This window comes from Corallococcus caeni (assembly GCF_036245865.1).
GTDB lineage: Bacteria > Myxococcota > Myxococcia > Myxococcales > Myxococcaceae > Corallococcus > Corallococcus caeni.
The window spans coordinates 124786-141103 of record NZ_BTTW01000010.1 but is presented as its reverse complement, the minus strand read 5'-3'; the positions used below and the strand labels follow the sequence as shown (position 1 = coordinate 141103).

The 16318-nt window shown below is 70.6% G+C and carries 15 protein-coding genes; 6 read left to right on the top strand and 9 right to left on the bottom strand.

From position 1 onward, the window contains the following. Positions 1–84 precede the first annotated feature (84 nt). The 5 genes from epsA to AABA78_RS33495 all read right to left on the bottom strand — a co-directional run bounded on the left by epsA (position 85) and on the right by AABA78_RS33495 (position 5219). A complete protein-coding gene (gene epsA / locus AABA78_RS33515; RefSeq protein WP_338269451.1) occupies positions 85–885 on the bottom strand; it encodes an exopolysaccharide biosynthesis glycosyltransferase EpsA in 801 nt (266 codons plus the stop codon). A gap of 10 nt (positions 886–895) precedes the next feature. Next, the gene (gene epsB / locus AABA78_RS33510) at positions 896–3055 is read right to left on the bottom strand and encodes a GH44 family glycoside hydrolase EpsB (protein WP_338269449.1); all 2160 of its coding nucleotides are present in this window, start codon (positions 3053–3055) and stop codon (positions 896–898) included. Positions 3056–3121: 66 nt separating this feature from the next. Next, positions 3122–3658, bottom strand: a complete 537-nt coding sequence (epsC, locus tag AABA78_RS33505) for a serine O-acetyltransferase EpsC (RefSeq protein ID WP_171421923.1) — start codon at positions 3656–3658, stop codon at positions 3122–3124. Between the two features lie 5 nt (positions 3659–3663). Beyond that, entirely contained in the window at positions 3664–4701 is a 1038-nt protein-coding gene (gene epsD / locus AABA78_RS33500) for an exopolysaccharide biosynthesis glycosyltransferase EpsD (RefSeq protein WP_338269445.1), read from the bottom strand. Then, positions 4698–5219 carry a hypothetical protein gene (locus tag AABA78_RS33495; protein WP_338269444.1) on the bottom strand — a complete coding sequence of 174 codons (522 nt, stop codon included), beginning with the start codon at positions 5217–5219 and terminating at the stop codon, positions 4698–4700. Before AABA78_RS33495 ends, epsD begins: the two co-directional genes overlap by 4 nt. Positions 5220–5391: 172 nt before the next feature. Here AABA78_RS33495 and epsE point away from each other — a divergent pair, with 172 nt between their 5' ends. Further along, positions 5392–6615, top strand: a complete 1224-nt coding sequence (gene epsE, locus AABA78_RS33490; protein WP_338269443.1) for an exopolysaccharide biosynthesis GT4 family glycosyltransferase EpsE — start codon at positions 5392–5394, stop codon at positions 6613–6615. Here the strand turns inward: epsE and AABA78_RS33485 are convergent. Both AABA78_RS33485 and AABA78_RS33480 read right to left on the bottom strand, forming a co-directional pair. Beyond that, complete coding sequence (locus AABA78_RS33485) at positions 6612–7304, bottom strand: hypothetical protein (protein WP_171419363.1); 693 nt, start codon at positions 7302–7304, stop codon at positions 6612–6614. The two genes, epsE and AABA78_RS33485, sit on opposite strands and share 4 nt — an antisense overlap. Positions 7305–7563: 259 nt before the next feature. Next, on the bottom strand, positions 7564–8403 hold the full coding sequence (locus AABA78_RS33480) for a hypothetical protein (protein ID WP_338269441.1): 840 nt from the start codon (positions 8401–8403) through the stop codon (positions 7564–7566). Positions 8404–8777: 374 nt separating this feature from the next. On the opposite strand from AABA78_RS33480, the gene AABA78_RS33475 reads away from it, so the two are divergent. Beyond that, the gene (locus AABA78_RS33475; protein ID WP_338269439.1) at positions 8778–9326 is read left to right on the top strand and encodes an RNA polymerase sigma factor; all 549 of its coding nucleotides are present in this window, start codon (positions 8778–8780) and stop codon (positions 9324–9326) included. Positions 9327–9336: 10 nt separating this feature from the next. Here AABA78_RS33475 and AABA78_RS33470 read toward each other — a convergent pair whose 3' ends face one another. Next, positions 9337–10989 (bottom strand): mechanosensitive ion channel family protein, encoded by a 1653-nt coding sequence (locus tag AABA78_RS33470; protein WP_338269437.1) that lies wholly within the window; start codon positions 10987–10989, stop codon positions 9337–9339. A 163-nt stretch (positions 10990–11152) separates the two neighbouring features. On the opposite strand from AABA78_RS33470, the gene AABA78_RS33465 reads away from it, so the two are divergent. The 3 genes from AABA78_RS33465 (at position 11153) to AABA78_RS33455 (ending at position 13369) form a co-directional block, all read left to right on the top strand. Next, a complete protein-coding gene (locus AABA78_RS33465) occupies positions 11153–12202 on the top strand; it encodes a cation diffusion facilitator family transporter (protein WP_338269436.1) in 1050 nt (349 codons plus the stop codon). Positions 12203–12313: 111 nt separating this feature from the next. Further along, positions 12314–12919: a hypothetical protein gene (locus AABA78_RS33460; RefSeq protein WP_338269434.1), complete on the top strand. Its 606-nt coding sequence runs from the start codon at positions 12314–12316 to the stop codon at positions 12917–12919. Next, positions 12920–13369, top strand: a complete 450-nt coding sequence (locus AABA78_RS33455; protein ID WP_338269433.1) for a hypothetical protein — start codon at positions 12920–12922, stop codon at positions 13367–13369. A 7-nt stretch (positions 13370–13376) separates the two neighbouring features. Here the strand turns inward: AABA78_RS33455 and wzy are convergent, their stop codons facing one another. After that, entirely contained in the window at positions 13377–14942 is a 1566-nt protein-coding gene (gene wzy / locus AABA78_RS33450) for an exopolysaccharide repeat unit polymerase (RefSeq protein ID WP_338269431.1), read from the bottom strand. Positions 14943–14999: 57 nt separating this feature from the next. Here wzy and epsH point away from each other — a divergent pair, with 57 nt between their 5' ends. Next, positions 15000–16310, top strand: a complete 1311-nt coding sequence (gene epsH, locus AABA78_RS33445) for an exopolysaccharide biosynthesis glycosyltransferase EpsH (RefSeq protein ID WP_338269429.1) — start codon at positions 15000–15002, stop codon at positions 16308–16310. Positions 16311–16318 lie beyond the last annotated feature (8 nt).

Here is a 16318-nt window from a genome sequence, read left to right as displayed (position 1 = left end):
TGGCTGTAACTGTCCAGAGAGGGGGAAAGCGACTCAGCCTTAGAAATCAAGGACATACGGCCAGTCGCGCGAGTCCCCCAGGACTCAGCCTTCCTGTGAACCCCGGGTGCGCTTCCACAGCTCGCGCAGGAGGATGACCCCGAACTGGGAGTCATTGAGGATGTAGCGGCGCCACAGGCGCTTGGGCTCGTGGGTGAGGCGGTAGAGCCACTCGAAGCCGGCCTTGGCGATCCACTCGGGGGCGCGCTTGGCGGTGCCGGCGATGAAGTCGAACCCCGCGCCGATGCCGATGGCCACCGTGGGCCCCAGCTTCTGGGCCACCTGCGAAATCCACACCTCCTGCTTGGGGCTGCCCAGCGCGACGAAGAGCAGGTGCGGGTCCTTCTCCCGGATGCGCGCGACGATGGGGTCGTTCTGCGCGTCGCCCGCGTCCAGGTTCACCATGGGCGAGTCCCAGCCCACGACCTCGATGCCGGGGTACTCCGCCTGGAACTGCCTGCCCACCTTCTCCGCGACGCCCGGGCCCGCGCCCAGCAGGAAGATGCGCCACTTGCGCTCGGCGCCCAGCTTCACCAGCGGGAGGATGAGGTCGGAGCCGGCGATGCGCTCCGGCAGGGACACGTCCAGCATGCGCGACGCCCAGACGATGGGCATGCCGTCCACCACGGAGAGGGTGGCCTTCTGGTACGCGTCGCGGAAGCGCGTGTTCGTCTCCGCCAGGACGACGTGGTCCACGTTGGCGGTGAAGACGTAGCCGCCCTGGTGCGCGTCCACCAGCTCGCCAATGGCCGTGATGGCCTGGGGGAAGGTGAGCTGGTCGATGGCGAGCTGGCCGATGTTCAGGCGCGGGCGGGAGGCGGCGGCGGGGGCGTGTGCGGTGGTCAAGGCGTCGTCTTCACTTCACCGTGAGGTCCAGCACGGTGATGGAGTAGGGGGGAAGGCGCTGCGAGAGGGCCTGCTCGGCCTTCTTGCCGGTGGCCTGTTCGGTGAAACCGCCGGGCGCGCCCGAGTACCCCATGACGCGCACGGTGTTGAGCGAGCCGCAGCCCTTGAACTCCAGCTGCGCCTGGGCGGGCTGCTCGGGGTCGAAGTTGAGCAATACGGCAGTGAGCTTCTTGCCGGAGGAATCCCGGGACGCGAAGAGGCTGGTGCCCTCCGGCGCGGTGGTGGACAGGCCGTTGTCCTGGAAGCGGCCGCCCCGCCCGTCGAAGTCGCGGTACGCGCGGAACGCCCAGAACGTGGGACTGTTCTCCGCGGGGTACTGCCAGAAGAACGCGGACGTGAGCCCCTGCTGCCCGAAGCGGCCCAGGGCCTCCGCCTGCGCCAGGCCGCCGCTCATGTGCTTCATGGCGCCGAAGTTGTACTCGCCAATGGACAGGCCCCGGCCGGGGTAGTTCTCCGAAATCCACTGCTTCACGCGGGGGATGAGCTGGATGGGCTCGGCGATCCAGGACTCGTCCTTGTACGTCGGATCCCACAGCGCGCGCGTGGAGCGGATCCGCCGCGCGTTGGTGTCCGGATCCGTGGCGCCCTCCATGCCCAGGCCCACGTTGGTCTGCGGGTAGAAGTGCACGTCCACCACGTCCAGGAGGCGCACGCCGGTCTTCTTCTCGTAGTCGCGCAGCTCTCGCAGGTACCAGGGTAGGAGGGGCACGTCGCCGTGGGCGCGGCGGTCGGTGTACGGCGGGCGACCGGGGGCGAAGTCCGCGGCGGACCAGAAGTAGTTCGTCCAGCCCCACTCCGCGGGACCGGCGATGACGGCGTCCGGATCCGCCTTCCGCACGGCGGAGCCGTAGTCGATGGTGCGCTTGAGCAGCTCGTCGTAGGTGAGCGGTTCGGGGTGCACGTCCCGGTGCGTGGAGCTCCAGAGGGCGGGCTCGTTGTCCAGGATGTACATGTTCACGCCGCGTTTGGCGGCCTTGAGCGACTTCACCCACTCGGAGATGAACTCCGGCGGGGCCTGCACGCTGGTGGTCGTGGGCTGGCCGGGCACCAGGGGCGTGCCGTCGCGGCGCACGCCGTTGCCGCCCGCGGGCTCCGTGTCGTCCTGGGCCTGCTGCGGGCCGAACTCGGAGACGGGGAAGCCCACGGAGGACGTGTCCTTGGCCACCCAGCCAATCAGCGGCAGCGTGAGCGCGGACTGCACGTTGTTCTTCCGGTTGGACTCCAGGAAGTCATCCGCGCCGAAGCCCAGCTGCACGTTGCGGAAGTACCAGTCGTTGCCGGTGTTCCACGCGCGCCCCAGCTTCCAGTTGTAGCGGGACGTGGGGTTGCCGCCCCAGCGGCGGATGGTGGCGCCCAGCTTCCACTGGTGCGTGTCCGTGGTCTCCTTGTTGCCGTCCAGCGCGATGCCGTAGATGAGCGGGCTGATGGGCTTGGACGGCGCGGTGCAGTCGATGACCATCTTCGACTCGCGGCCGTCGCCCCGGCCCACGCGCCCACCGCCGGCCGCGCGCGCGGCGGCGATGTCCGGCGACAGCGGCACCAGGGCCACCTTGTCGAAGAGCACCCAGTCCCGGGCCACCTCCTTCGACGCACGGAACACCAGGCGGTCGAAGGGCTCGCTGCGCGGGTTGAGGACCTCCATGGGGACGACGACCTCCACCCACTCGCGGTCCTTCTTGACGATGAACTCCGGGCTGATCCGCACGTGCGGGAACGTGGCGGCGCCGGGGGCGTCCAGGCGCACGTCCAGGAACTCGCCGTAGGACTCCGGGGCGGTGAAGCGGAAGCTCAGTGCGCCGTACGCGCCCGGGAGCTTGGGCCGGTAGAGGATCCACCCGCCGTAGTTGAACATCCGCAGGCGCGCGGGCGCGCCCTTGGGCGTCTCACGCGGCGCCCAGCCGATGTCCTTCCACCCGGCCTGGAGGCCCCCGTCGTAGACGGCCACCGTGTCCGTGGGGGCGGGCTGCGCGGCGGTGTCCTTCGAGGGAGCGGCGTCCTTCGCGGCGGTGTCCTGCTGCTGCGCCATCGCCACGCCCGCGCCGCTTCCCAGCACTGCGCAGGTGAGGATGACGGTGCGCTTCCACCGCGCGTGCTTCGCCCTGTCTGCCATGACCTTCTTCAACGCATCCCCCGGAACGAACCCGGCACAGCGGATCCACTTGAAACAGCGAGACGGCTACAGCGGGACCTCGTCCTGGTCCTTGCGCGGGAAGATGCGCGCGGGGATGCCCACCGCGACGCTGTCCGGCGGCACGTCCTGGAGCACCACGGCGTTCGCGCCAATGCGCGACCGCGCGCCAATGCGCACGGGCCCCAGGATGCGGGCGCCCGCGCCAATCCAGACGTCGTCCTCGATGACGGGGTAGCCGTTGTCCTTGGCGGTGCCCACGGTGTTGTTGCCGTAGAAGCGCACGCGGTCGCCGATGCGCGCGTCCCCGCCGATGACGACGCCCAGGCTGTGCACGAAGTACACGCCCTTGCCCAGCGTCACGTCCTTGCCAATCTCGATGCCCATCACCGCCGTCTGGGCCACGCGCAGCACGTGGTTGACCAGCGGGATGTGCAGGGCGAGCGCCGCCTCCCGCGCGCGGTTGAGCGCGGTGATGCGGTACGAGTCGCTGGTCAGCACCACCTTGGCGATGGACTTCGCGTCCGACGAACCGGTGGCCGCCTTGGCCATCTCCAGCGCGTCCGAGATGAGGGCTCCGAACATGGCAATCATCCTTGGGGATTTCCCCGGCCCTGCAGGTAGCGCGCGACGCCCTTGGCCACGCCCCGCCAGCCGCCGGCCTCCGTGCGGGCCCCGCGCAGGTACTCCATGCCGTACGCCACGGAGGTGCCCGCGAACGCGGCGCCGGTGAGCCCCAGCTTGTCCGCGACGGTGGAGGCCTTCACCACGGCCTCCGTCAGCTTGCGGGACGCCTCCGGCGCCACCACCGCGGAGGCGAGCAGCGGGCGCGACAGCAGGTTCGTCTCGAAGAAGAGGCGCCAGGGGTTCACGCCCTTCACGTCCGGGTGCTTCACGGAGACGTGGGTGTCGAACATGCCGTAGCGGTGGGCGCGGCGGATCCACTTCTCGAAGCTGACGTGGTCGCTGCCGTGCAGCACGTACGCGTCCGGCGCGAAGAGGAACGCGCAGCCGGCCTTCTCCAGGCGCACGCCCAGCTCCACGTCCTCGGACTGGCCCAGCGTCTTGTCGAAGCCGCCCACGCCCACGTAGTCCGCGCGGGGGAAGGACACGTTGCCCGTGTACAGGTGGTTGCCGCGCGCCTTCGCGCCGGGGACGGACAGCTCCTCCGCCATGCGGTTGTTGAGGTGCGCGTACCAGCGTTCGAAGAGGGGCATCTCCCCGATTTCGGGGTCCGGGCTGATGCGGCCCAGCACCACGTTGCGCGAGCCCGGCGGGTGGTGCGTCAGGTGGCGCGCGAGGAAGTCGGAGGCCACCTGCATGTCGTCATCCGTGACCAGCACCGTGGTGCCCCGGGCGGCCAGCACGCCCCGGTGCCGAGCGGCGGCGGCGCCCGCGTTCTGCTGCACCTCCACGCGCAGGGTGTAGGGCAGCTTCAGGGCCAGGAGCGGGCCCTTCACGTCGGTGGCGGAGCCGTCGTCCACCACCACCACCTCGAAGTCCTCGGGCGGCAGCGTCTGGCCGGCCAGCTGCTGGAGCAGGCGGGTGATGAGGGGCAGCCGGTTGTACGTGGCGATGACGACGCTGAGCCGGGGGGCCGGGCCAGCGGAGGAGTCGGAAGGGCTCATGGCTTCTTCTTCTTGGCGGCGTCGGCGCGCTTCTGCTTCTTCGTGGGACGCGGGAAGGTGACGCTGCCTGCGAAGCGGTCCTCGCCCACCAGCGCGAGCGTCTTCTGCGCGGAGCCGAAGTCCGTCTCGCCCAGCGTGACGACCAGCAGGGCGGTGTCCGCGGCCAGGGCCAGCGGGAGGCTCGCCGGGTGGGTGAGGAGCGAGTCGACGACCACGATGACGCGCTCCCCCTGCTCCACGCGGCGGCGCACCTCGAGGACCATGCGCGGGGCGCCGGCGGGCTCGATGCCGGTGGCGTCCACCAGGCGCAGGGGCGGCTCCGGGTAGGGCGAACCGGCCTCCATCAGCGCCTGGGCCGCGTCCTGCGCGGGGGCGCCGGGGTGGGCGGGGACGACGACCAGGTAGCTCCAGGCGCGGCGGTCCAGCGCGAACCACAGCCGCGACAGCTCCGGCGAGGGCACGGCGCTCGCGGGCGGGGTCTCCTCGGTGGGTGACGGGGGGCTCGAATCGGCGGACATGGGAGCGCGGACGGTATAACGCAATGAGGCGTCATGACCCAACGACCCGGGCGGGCGGGCAGGCGAAGGAGCGCGCTGCCGGTCTGCTGTCACGCCTGACACCCCCGCCGGACCCCCGTGGCCCCCTCCGGGCGCGGGGAGCGAGGGGGACGCGGCGTGTTATGGATGGGGCGTGCAGAAGATCGGCTACCTGATTCCCGAGTTCCCCGGACAGACCCACATCTTCTTCTGGCGCGAGCTGCAGGCGCTGCCGGGGAAGGGTGTGTCGCCGGAGCTGGTGTCCACCCGTCCGCCGCCCGCGCGCATCATCAGCCACAGCTGGGCCCGCGAGGCCATGTCGCGCACGGAGTACCTGGCGCCGCCGCCCCCGCTGGGCGTGCTGCGGGCCGCGCTGGAGATTGCCCGGGCCATGCCCACGGGCTGGGCGCGGGTGCTGGCCTCCATCGCCCGGGCGGAGGGGCTGGACGCGAAGGGCCGCGCGCAGCTGGTGGCGTTCGCGGTGATGGGCGGCCGGCTGGCTTCGCTGGCGCGCGAGCGCGGCTGGACGCACGTGCACGTGCACTCCTGCGCCAACGCGGCGCACGTGGCCATGTTCGCGCACCTGTTGTCGGGGCTCACGTACAGCATGACGCTGCACGGGCCGCTGGACGACTACGGGCCGAACCAGCGGGAGAAGTGGCGGCACGCGAAGTTCGCCTTCGTCATCACGAAGAAGCTGCTGGCGGAGGTGCGCCAGGAGCTGGCCGGGAGCCTGCCGGACCAGATCGAGCTGGCGCCCATGGGCGTGGAGCTGTCGCGCTTCCAGCGCTCGGTGCCCTACGAGCCGTGGTCCGGCGAAGGCCCGCTGCGGCTGTTCGCGTGCGGCCGGCTGAACCCGTGCAAGGGGCACGCGGACCTCATCGACGCGGTGGGGATGCTGCGCAAGAAGGGCATCGACGCGCGGCTGTCCATCGCGGGCGAGGACGAGGCGGGCGGCACCACGTACCGCAAGGTGCTGGAGGCGAAGCTCGCGCAGGACGGCCTCACGGACGCGGTGACGCTGCTGGGCGCGGTGAGCGAGGACGTGGTGAAGGACGGCATCCAGCGCTCGCACCTCTTCGCGCTGGCGAGCCTCCAGGAGCCGCTGGGCGTGGCCATCATGGAGGCCATGGCCATGCGCGCGCCGGTGGTGGTGACGGGCGCGGGCGGCGTGAAGGAGCTGGTGGACGACGGCGTGGACGGCGTGCTCGTGCCGCCGCAGGCGCCCGCGGTGCTGGCGGAGAAGCTGGAGAAGCTGGCGAGGGATCCGGCCGAAGCGGTCCGGCTGGGTGAGGCGGGTCGCCGCAAGGTGGAGGAGCAGTTCAGCAGCGAGCGCAGCGCGGACATGCTGGCGCGGATGCTGGACGCGCGGGCCTAACGCACGGCCTTCCAGAAGAAGAGGGCGGTGGCGCGCTTGTTCCGCTTGTCGCCCTGCCCGAAGTACGCGGTCGCCGAGTGCACGAAGTCGGCTCGGTAGACGATGAGGCGGTTGAAGACGTTCTCCACCTCCACGTCCTGCACCCACGCGTTCGCGGGCAGCTTCGTCACGCCGAAGGCCTGGGTGAGGTTGACGCAGCCGGGAGGGCAGGTGTTGCCGCCCAGCCCTCCGCTGGGGAGGCGCAGCCGGTAGAAGGACGTGCCCAGGTGCTTCGCGGGCGGCTTGGGGTGCAGGTAGATGACGCCCGCGAAGTCGCACAGCGCCAGCGAGTCCACATGCGGCTTGGCGGTGGACTCCTTCTCCCCCACGAGCTGCACGTGGTTGTGGGACAGCGAGCCCTGCGCCGGGGCCTCCTGCTTGAGGGCGCGCACGCCGGCCTGTTCGCAGATCCACCGCTCCACGGGGGCCAGCTCTTCGGGAGTGAGCGCGTGGGGAGCGCGGATGCCGGGCCAGATCTCCGGCCGCCACGGGGCACCCATCGTCCAGTCCTCGCGGGCCAGGTTGCGCTCGTAGACCTCCAGCGCGTTGGGCAGGACGTCGTCCTTGATCCAGTAGTCCCGTCCCAGCTTCGGCTTCCGGTAGGGGAGCACGTCGCGAACGGCCGACTCGGGGCGCCGTGGTTCCAGCATGAGCGGTTGCCGCCTTCCTGCCTCGCGGCCAGCGCCGGATCCGTAAAAGGGGTGTGGGGCGGAGGATCCGGCACTGGCCGTGAGACAGGGGCGTGTCAGCAAGAACCCTGCCGGGTCTTCACGCGTGTTTCATGCATGGGCCCGGGGCGTTCTGCCCCATGCGCCCACGGGCCTGACGGCTCCGGGGCGTTTTGCCCCACACGCCCCGGAGCCGCGCCGCGCGAACCTGTCCGACAGTCGGACCAGTTTGGACGTGGCCTCAGGGCACCTCGTACATGGCCACCACGCCGTCCGCGGCGGGGCCCAGGCCGAAGGTGGTGGGGTTCTCCAGGATGACGGAGCCGGTGTTCTCGATGGTGCACTGGCTGCGCAGCTTCTGGGCCTCGCCTGCGTCCTGGCAGTTGGAGCCGCCCACCCACGAGAGCGTGATGCCGTGCGCGCTCCCGTCCGCCGAGCGCACCTGCGCTTCAATCTCATAGTGGCCCTGGGGGAGGCTCCAACTCGTGCGCGCCCCGTCGTTGAGCAGCAGCGGCTCCGCCTTGAGCTTGCGCACCACCGTCACGGGCGTGGTGGCGGTCCGGTCGCCCGCGGACACCTCTAGGTTCGCGGTGCCCACGGACACCGGCGCGAGCGCGCCCGCCTCCACGCGGAAGATGGCCGGGTTGGACGACGTAAGCGTCACCGGCACGTCGTGCAGCACCGCGCCGCTCGCGTCGCGCGCGGACACCTCCGCGACGACCGGGGCGTTGGGGATGATGAGGCGCAGCGCGGAGGGCGCGCGCAGCGTCTCCACCAGGCGGCAGCGCAGGGGCTCCGAGCGGCTCACGGGGCCCGCGGTCACGGAGAGCGTCCCGTCCCCGGAGCGCAGGCAGCGCAGGCCCGAGGCCGCCGTGACGACGGCGAGGTCCGCTGGCGCCACGGAGAGCGTGGGCCGCGAGTCCTCCAGCACGTCGCCGCCCTGGGTGAAGACCCGGGGTTTCAGGGCCACTTCACTGGAGGACAGCACGTAGCCCGGGGGCTGGAAGTCGATGCGCGCGGGCGCACGGTCACAGGCCTGGCACCACAGCAGCAGGGGAACGACGGGGAGCAGACGCTTCATGGCACTCCAGGGAGACGAAGAGCCCGGAGCCTCCTGCATCCCTCCTGAAAATACGCTCCCCCGAAAGGAGTAGGGCCACCCGTCCAGCGCGAACCGCCGGGCCATCACCCTCCGGGGCAGGTGCCCGCTGTTTCACGCGGAATGATCCGTGGAGCAATGCCCACGCGTGGAGCTGTCTGGAATCGCGCCGCCCCTGCCCCCGGTGGACACCCGAAAGACAGACACTGGATGCATTCGCGACAGCGGCGGCGGAAATCGCCGGGTGGGATAGGTTTTCCAGACACTCTTGGTAATTCCAGGAAAGGATGTGCATCCGTATTTGAAAACCCTTGTCATCATGGTCGTGCACGGAACGCGGCTTGGGGGGCACTTCCATGGCTGACAAAGAGATGCAGACGTTCGCGGAGCTGGTCATCCAATTCCGTTCGGGGCTCTTGAAGCACGCGCAGCGCATCCTGGGGAACGCGGCGGACGCGGAGGACCTGGTGCAGCACGCGCTGGACGAGGCGTGGAAGGAGCGGCTGCACCTCCAGGGGGCGGAGGCCTTCCGGGCGTGGACGGGGCGGGTCATCAACACGCGGGCCATCAGCCTGTTGCGCCACCACCGCGCGGAGCAGCGCAAGGCGGTGAACGCGGGCTGGGTGACGGTGCTGGCGGACGACCCGCAGGAGGCCGAGGGCGGCGAGCTCTGGACCTTCATCCAGGAGAAGGACCTGCGCGAGGCGGTGGACCGCCTGCCGCCGCAGCAGCGGGAGGTGTTCCGCCTGCGCGCGCAGGGGCGCTCCTACGTGAGCATCGGCGCCCAGGTGGGCCGCTCCACGGGCACGGTGGGCTGGTGGCTCCACCAGGTTCGCGAACAGCTGCGCGAGCGGCTCCAGCCCATCGCGGAGGAGCGCAAGCTCTCCGTGGGCACGTGGCACTGAGCGCCGGCCGTCAGCGCTGGGGCTCCACGCGGGCGTTGTTGCCCACGCGCGCGGCCATGAGGGCCGGGCCCGCGGCCTTCTCCTCCGGGAAGGGCAGGGGCGTGGCCTCCGCGCGCAGGAGCGGCAGCCCGTGCGGCTGGGCCTGGAGGTAGGCCACCAGCTTCTCCCGCACCAGGCAGCGCAGGTCGAACGCCTTGCCCGAGTCCGCCGCGCTCACCAGGGCGCGAAGCTTCATGGTGCGCTCGCTCAGGTCCGTCACCTGGAGCCCCTGCACCTTGCCGTCCCACAGCCCGTTCGACTCCTGCTCCAGGATGCGCCTCAGCTCCGCGCGCACCGCGGGCACGTCCGTGCGGAAGTCCACGTACAGCTCCGCCGTGCCCAGGATCTCCGGCGACACCTTGCTCCAGTTCTGGAAGGGCTTCTCCAGGAACTGCGTGATGGGGATGACCAGCCGGCGCAAATCCCACACCTTCACGACGACGTAGGTGAGGGTGATCTCCTCCACCCAGCCCCACTCGTTCTCGATGATGACCGTGTCGCCAATGCGCATGGGCTGCGTGATGGACAGCTGGATGCCCGCGAGCAGCGTGGACAGCGACTTCTGCGCGGCCAGACCAATGGCCAGGCCCGCGATGCCCGCGGACGCCAGCAGCGACACGCCCACGTTGCGCACCGCCTCGAACTGGAGGAGCAAGAGCGACGCGGCCACCAGCACCACCGCCACCTCCACCACGCGCCGCAGGATGGACAATTGGGTGCGCAGCCCGCGCACCCGCGCCACGTCCGTGCCCTCCGGCGACTGCGCCACCTTCTGCTCCAGGAAGCGCGCGGCCCGGGTGAGGAAGCGCAACACGAACAGCGCCACCGCCACGATGATGACCGAGCGCGCCGCCAGGTCCACCGCCCCCTGCGCCGGCGGAGGCAGCTTGAGCAGCCGCGCGCCCGCCGCCGCCAGCATGCCCGCCAGCACGTAGCGGATGCTCCCGCGGCCCGCGGCCAGCAGCTCGTCATCCCAGCCGGACTTCGTCAGCCCCGCGGCCCGGGCGCCCACGCGCAGCGTCACCGCCTCCACCAGCCGTCCCAACGCCCACGCCAGCACCAGCACGACCCCCAACCCCAGCCACTGCCACGCCTCCAGCACCCACAGCGGGCGCGTGAAGAACACCGGCGGCAGCATCTCCAGCAGGGGCGACCCGTGCTCCTGGAACAGCGTGTCGATGGCGCCCACCGTGTCCGCGCTGAAGACCCACACCGGGCCCCCTTCCGCGTCCACCCGCTCCAGCACGATGTCCTGGGGGCCTCGCGCCGTGGCCACCTGACCCAGCACCTCGCGGCGCGCGCGCTCCCCCGGGCCCGCCGGCTCCTTGCCGATGCGCGCGAAGTCCAGCCACAGCGTCCGGTCCATCACCACCACCAGCCGCCGCGCCAGCCTCAAGCCCTCCTCCGGCTGCTGCTCCGGAGGCATCCGCGACAGGTCCAGGTAGTGCGGCGCCCGCGCCGCGTCCCGCGCGTGCGCCGCGTCCAGGAACCCCGCCGCCGTCGCCGCGGGCGTGCTCCGGTCCACGTCCGCTGGAGGAGGCGGCAGCCCCCCGTTCAGCGCGAAGGCCCCCACCGGCCCCAACAGCAGCAACGCCCACAGCCACGGCGGCACGAAACGACGCACGGCACTCTCCCGGTTCTCTGAATAATTTGAGAACAAACAATCATCCCGGGCGGGGGCTGTCCAGCGGCGATGACGCGGAAGGCCAAGGGCTGGACGCGGTGCGGACGGGCGGGGAGGCGCCGGTCCTGCCGCGTCAGGGCGTCATGGTAGGTTTCGCACCTCCATGTCCGCTCCTGCTTCGTCGCTCAAGGCCGTCATCGTCGCGCTGTCCGGCAACGTGCTGGTCACGCTCATCAAGTTCATCGCCTTCGTGCTGTCGGGGTCGGGGGCGATGCTGTCGGAGGCGATCCACTCCGCGGCGGACACGGGCAACCAGGTGTTGCTGTTCCTGGGGCTGAAGCGGGCGGCGCGCGTGGAGGACGACTCGCACCCGTACGGCTACGGCGGCGAGCGCTTCATCTTCGGCATCCTGTCCGCGTCCGGCATCTTCTTCGTGGGCTGCGGCGTGACCGTCTACCACGGCATCCAGTCGCTGCTGCACCCGCACCTGGCGGAGACGGGCCCGGTGACGTTCGCGGTGCTGGGGCTGTCGTTCCTCATCGAGGGCGGCGTGCTGCTGTTCGCGGTGCGGGGGCTCTTGAAGCAGGCGGCGGGCGAGCCCTTCTTCCGCTTCGTGCGGACGAAGGCCGACCCCGCGTCGGTGGCCATCCTGCTGGAGGACGGCGCGGCGGTGCTGGGCCTGGTGCTGGCGACGGCGGGCATCGGGCTGGCGCACGTGACGGGCAACCCGGTGTGGGACGCGGCGGCGTCGCTGACGGTGGGCGTGCTGCTGGGGCTCATCGCCCTGTACCTCATGGTGGAGAACCGGGAGCTGCTCCTGGGCCGGTCGGTGCCGGCGGACGTGGAGCAGCGCTTCGAGGACCTGCTGCGCGCGCGGCCCAGCCTGGCGGACCTGCACGACGTGAAGACGCGCCAGCTCACGCCGGAGGTCTACCAGTTCAAGGCGGAGCTGCGCTTCAGCGAGGCCTTCGTCGCGGCCCGGCTGGCGGAGGCCCTGCCCGCGCACGGGCTGCCCCCCGTGGGCGCCGAGCGCGAGCGCGCGCTGGGCGACGCGGCCCGGCACCTCATCCGCACGATGAGCGAGGAGATCGACGCCATCGAAGCGGAGGTCCGCCGCGCCATCCCGCAGGCGAAGCACATCGACCTGGAGCTGGAGCACCTGACCGCCGCCGCCGCCGAGGCCGCCGAGGAGCTCCGCACCCAGGCTGGCTGAGCTTTGCGTTGAATCCTGGTTTTGTTGCTTTGGCGGTGCTATGCGTCCTGTCGGTTCCCCTCACGGGAGCGGCGAGACGGGATGCGCGGACGGAATGCATGGACGGTGGGTGTGGCGTTGCTCTTGGGCTGCGCCGGCACGTCCTACCTCCAGAGCGGCAGGGAGACCCTGTTCGGCCAGCGGGGCGCCCGGGTCTGGGTGAAGGGCCCCTGGCCCGCGGTGCACCCCTCCGCGGACGTGGACGAGGTCATCGACCAGCTCTGTCCGGCGGTGATGGCGCTGGACCGGGCCAGGGAGCGTGACTATGGCCAGGAGTACTGCGGGCTCATCTACTCGCTGGGCTCCGGGGAGTACTACGCGAGCTGGCCGTCGCCCCTGGGCCGCACGACGCTGGTGGGCGCGGACCTGCGCCGCAAGAGCTGCAGCGTGCCCAGCGTCGTGAAGGACGACCGGGGGCTCGCGTCCACGCTGGCGGACTTCCACAGCCACCCCTGGTTCCCGTCGGGAATGTCACAGGAGGACCGCTGGAGTCAGTCACAACGTTGGACCCTGCGAGTCCAATTTGATTCAGGATGCACCATCACGAAGCTCGTCCCCCACCAGGGCGAGCGCCGTCCGGGCGAGGTCTATCTGCGGCAGGGCAAGGCGTGGAAGCTCATCGGGTACATCCATGAAGCGGACAAGGACACGGGCTTCATCACGCCCGTGGAGGACTAGATGGGGCGCCAGGGTTGGTCAGGGCTGTTCGTGAAGCGCGGGCTCGCGGCGCTGCTCGCGTTGCCACTGTGCGGCTGCGTCCTCTTCGGCAGGCCCATCCGCCCGCCGCGCGCCTCCGACCAGGAGATGGCCCGCTTCCAGTTCCCGCTGGACCTGCCCGCGGAGGGGCGCATGCAGACGCCCGCCACCGTCGCGGTCGCGACCCAGCTGGCCATGGACGACTTCCGGCCGCTGGACCTCAAGCCGCACAAGGGCGCGACGCCGGACGAGCTGTGCCTCTACCGGCGGGACTCCTTCGACGTGTGGACGGCGCCCGGCCCGGAGGGCGTGATGTTCGTGCGCTTCGTGCCCCGGCAGGACGTCTGCAACTCCGAAGGGCCCGTGACGGACGCGAGCGCCACGTACGCCATCGACACGCGCCAGTGGCGCATCCTGTCCATCCAGCGCTAGGCCAGCGCTAGGCCGCTGTCGCCCCGGTGGGCGGGGCCTCTTCCGGCGCCGCGCGCGTCAGGCCCAGCACCTTCTCCCGCTGCGGCCAGGGCCACGCGCCGGTGACCATGGCCAGCTTGCCCGCGAGCACCGACGCCACGGCCACTTCGAACGTGCAGATGTACGAGATGATGCCCATGTCGCCGAACACCTGGTTCAGGTACGACGCGATGACGCCCACGATGACCAGGCACGCTGTTCGATGTTCCGCCGCGTGCGCCCGGTGGTACGAGCGCGCCGCCAGGTACACCGTCACCACCAGGTACATCCACACCATCGTGTAGCCGAACCACCCTCCGAAGGCCAACAGGCCCAGGAGCGAGTCATGCGGGTGGAACCGGTACGTGGGGAACACGAACGCGATGTTGGGCAGCGGGTAGGGCTCCAGGAACTCGTGCCCGTAGCCCGTGCCGAACACCGGGTTGGTGGCCCACGTCGCGATGAGGTTGAGGTTCTCGATGTCGCGGTAGTCCAGCTCCCCTTCCGCGTGCTGGCCCTCGATGATGGAGCGGAAGGTCGCCACCGGCTTGAAGATGCCGCTGCTGGAGCCCCACCCCACCAGCATGTACACGACCAGGAGCGGCGAGCACGCGATGAGCGCGCGCGTGACGAGCTTCTTCAGCGGCGTCCACGGGTTGAAGAGGTACGCCGCCGCCAGCCCGCCCACGAGGCTCACGTACGCGAGCCGGCGGTCGTTGAAGAACATCCCGATGAACACCAGGACGATGATGAGGAGGCCTCGGATGGCGTGGCCGGACTTGGGCCGCTCCAGCCAGCGCGCGATGCACACCGTGATGGCGAAGATGAACGTCATCGAGTCCGAGTGGCAGGTGGTGTACTCCACCTCCAGCCCCTGCGCCGGGATGATGACGAGCGCGAAGTAGGTGCTCACCGCGGACTTGGTGAGCGCCGCCGCGATGATGGTCTTCGCCACCGCGGGCCAGTCCTCCGGCCCGCGCAGGCTGTAGTGGTACATCATCGCCACCAGCGGCAGCACCGCGGCCTGGTGCCACTGCCACAGCGAGTTCTTGATGTCCCCGCCCCGCGCGATGCCCCACACCTCCATCCACATGATGGCCATGAAGGACATCGTCAGCGTCACCACCAGCGGCCGGGGGATGGGCACCACGGGCGGATCAATCTTGGACTTCGTGGCCCGCCGGTAGATGCCCAGGCCAATGGCGAAGACGATGAGCCCGTCCACCAGCGGGAACCGCAGCGCGCCAATGCCCACCAGCTCGTGCATCTGGGTGAAGAGCAGCTTGCCGAAGGGGAACATCGGCGAGGGCCAGAACATCGACTGGGGGCGCTCGGGCGTGTAGTCCGCCGCCAGCACCAGATAGAGCACCGCCAGCGCGAAGTAGCGCAGCGGCATCTTCAGGATGCACCACACCACCGTGAAGGCCAGCACGGGCGCCAGCGTGACGATGGGGTCCCCGTTACCCACGGCGGCCGCACCCAGGGTGACGGCGCCCAGGCCCACGACCATGACGATGTACTGGAGCCAGGCGGCGGGGGAGGGTTTGAAGGCCATTGGAGCGAGGGGGGAGGCTATATCCCGGGCCCGGGTTGGGATAGATGCGGAAGGCGTATGGCTGGCTCCCGACCCCGCGTCCTCCTGATTGCTGAGCTGTGCAACCCAGACTGGGTGAGCGTCCCCCTGGAAGGCTGGTCCCTGGCCCGGGCGCTCGCCGAGGTGGCGGACGTGCACCTGGTCACCCAGGTCCGCAACCGCGAGAACATCCTCAAGCAGGGGCTGGTGGAGGGGAAGGACTTCACCGCGCTGGACTCCACGCCGGTGGAGCGTCCGCTGGAGAAGGTGGGCGAGGTGCTGCGCGGCAAGGCGGGCGTGGGCTGGACGACGGCCACGGCGCTGAGCGTGCTGCCGTACTACTACTTCGAGGAGCTGCTCTGGCGGCGCTTCGGGGACCGCATCCGCGCGAAGGAATTCGACGTGGTGCACCGCTACACGCCCATCAGCCCCACGACGCCCAGCACGCTGGCGGCGCGGTGCGCGGACGCCGGGGTGCCCTTCATCATGGGGCCCATGAACGGCGGCCTGCCGTGGCCCAAGGGCTTCGGCGACGCGCGCCTGCGTGAGCGCGAGTGGCTGAGCTACATCCGGGACGTCTACAAGCTGATGCCCTTCTACCAGTCGACGCGGAAGAACGCGGCGGCGCTGATGATGGGCTCGCGGGCGACGCGGGCGCAGCTGTCTCAGGAGTACCAGGACAAGGTGGTCTACATCCCGGAGAACGCCATCGACGTGCGCCGCTTCGGCACGTCGAAGGCGGAGCCGCCGAAGCCGGGGGAGCCGCTGCGGGTGGCGTTCGTGGGGCGCTTCGTGCCGTACAAGGGCATGGCGATGCTCATCGACGCGGCGGCGCCGCTGGTGCGCGAGGGCAAGGTGACGGTGGAGCTCATCGGCGACGGCGCGGAGATGCAGAACCTGCGCGCGCAGGTGGCGAAGGGCGGGCTGGAGAGCGGCGTGACGTTCGCCGGCTGGGTGAAGCACCAGGAGCTGCAGGGCCGCCTGTCGAAGAACCACCTCTTCGGCTTCCCCAGCGTGCGCGAGTTCGGCGGCGCGGTGGTGGCGGAGGCGATGGCGCTGGGGCTGGTGCCCATCGTGATGGACTACGGCGGTCCGGGAGAGATCGTGAGTCCGTCCACGGGCTTCGCGATTCCCATGGGCACGCCGCAGGAGATCGTGGAGCGCGTGCGCGGCGTGCTGGAGAAGCTGGTCGCGGATCCGTCCGTGATTGGCCCCATGGGCGAGCGCGCGCGGGCGCGCATCTTCAAGCACTTCACCTGGAAGGCGAAGGCGGAGCAGGTGCTGGAGGTGTATCGCTGGGTGTCCGGCGAGCGCGGCCAGCCGGACTTCGGCATGCCGCTGGCGGACTGAGGGGTCGG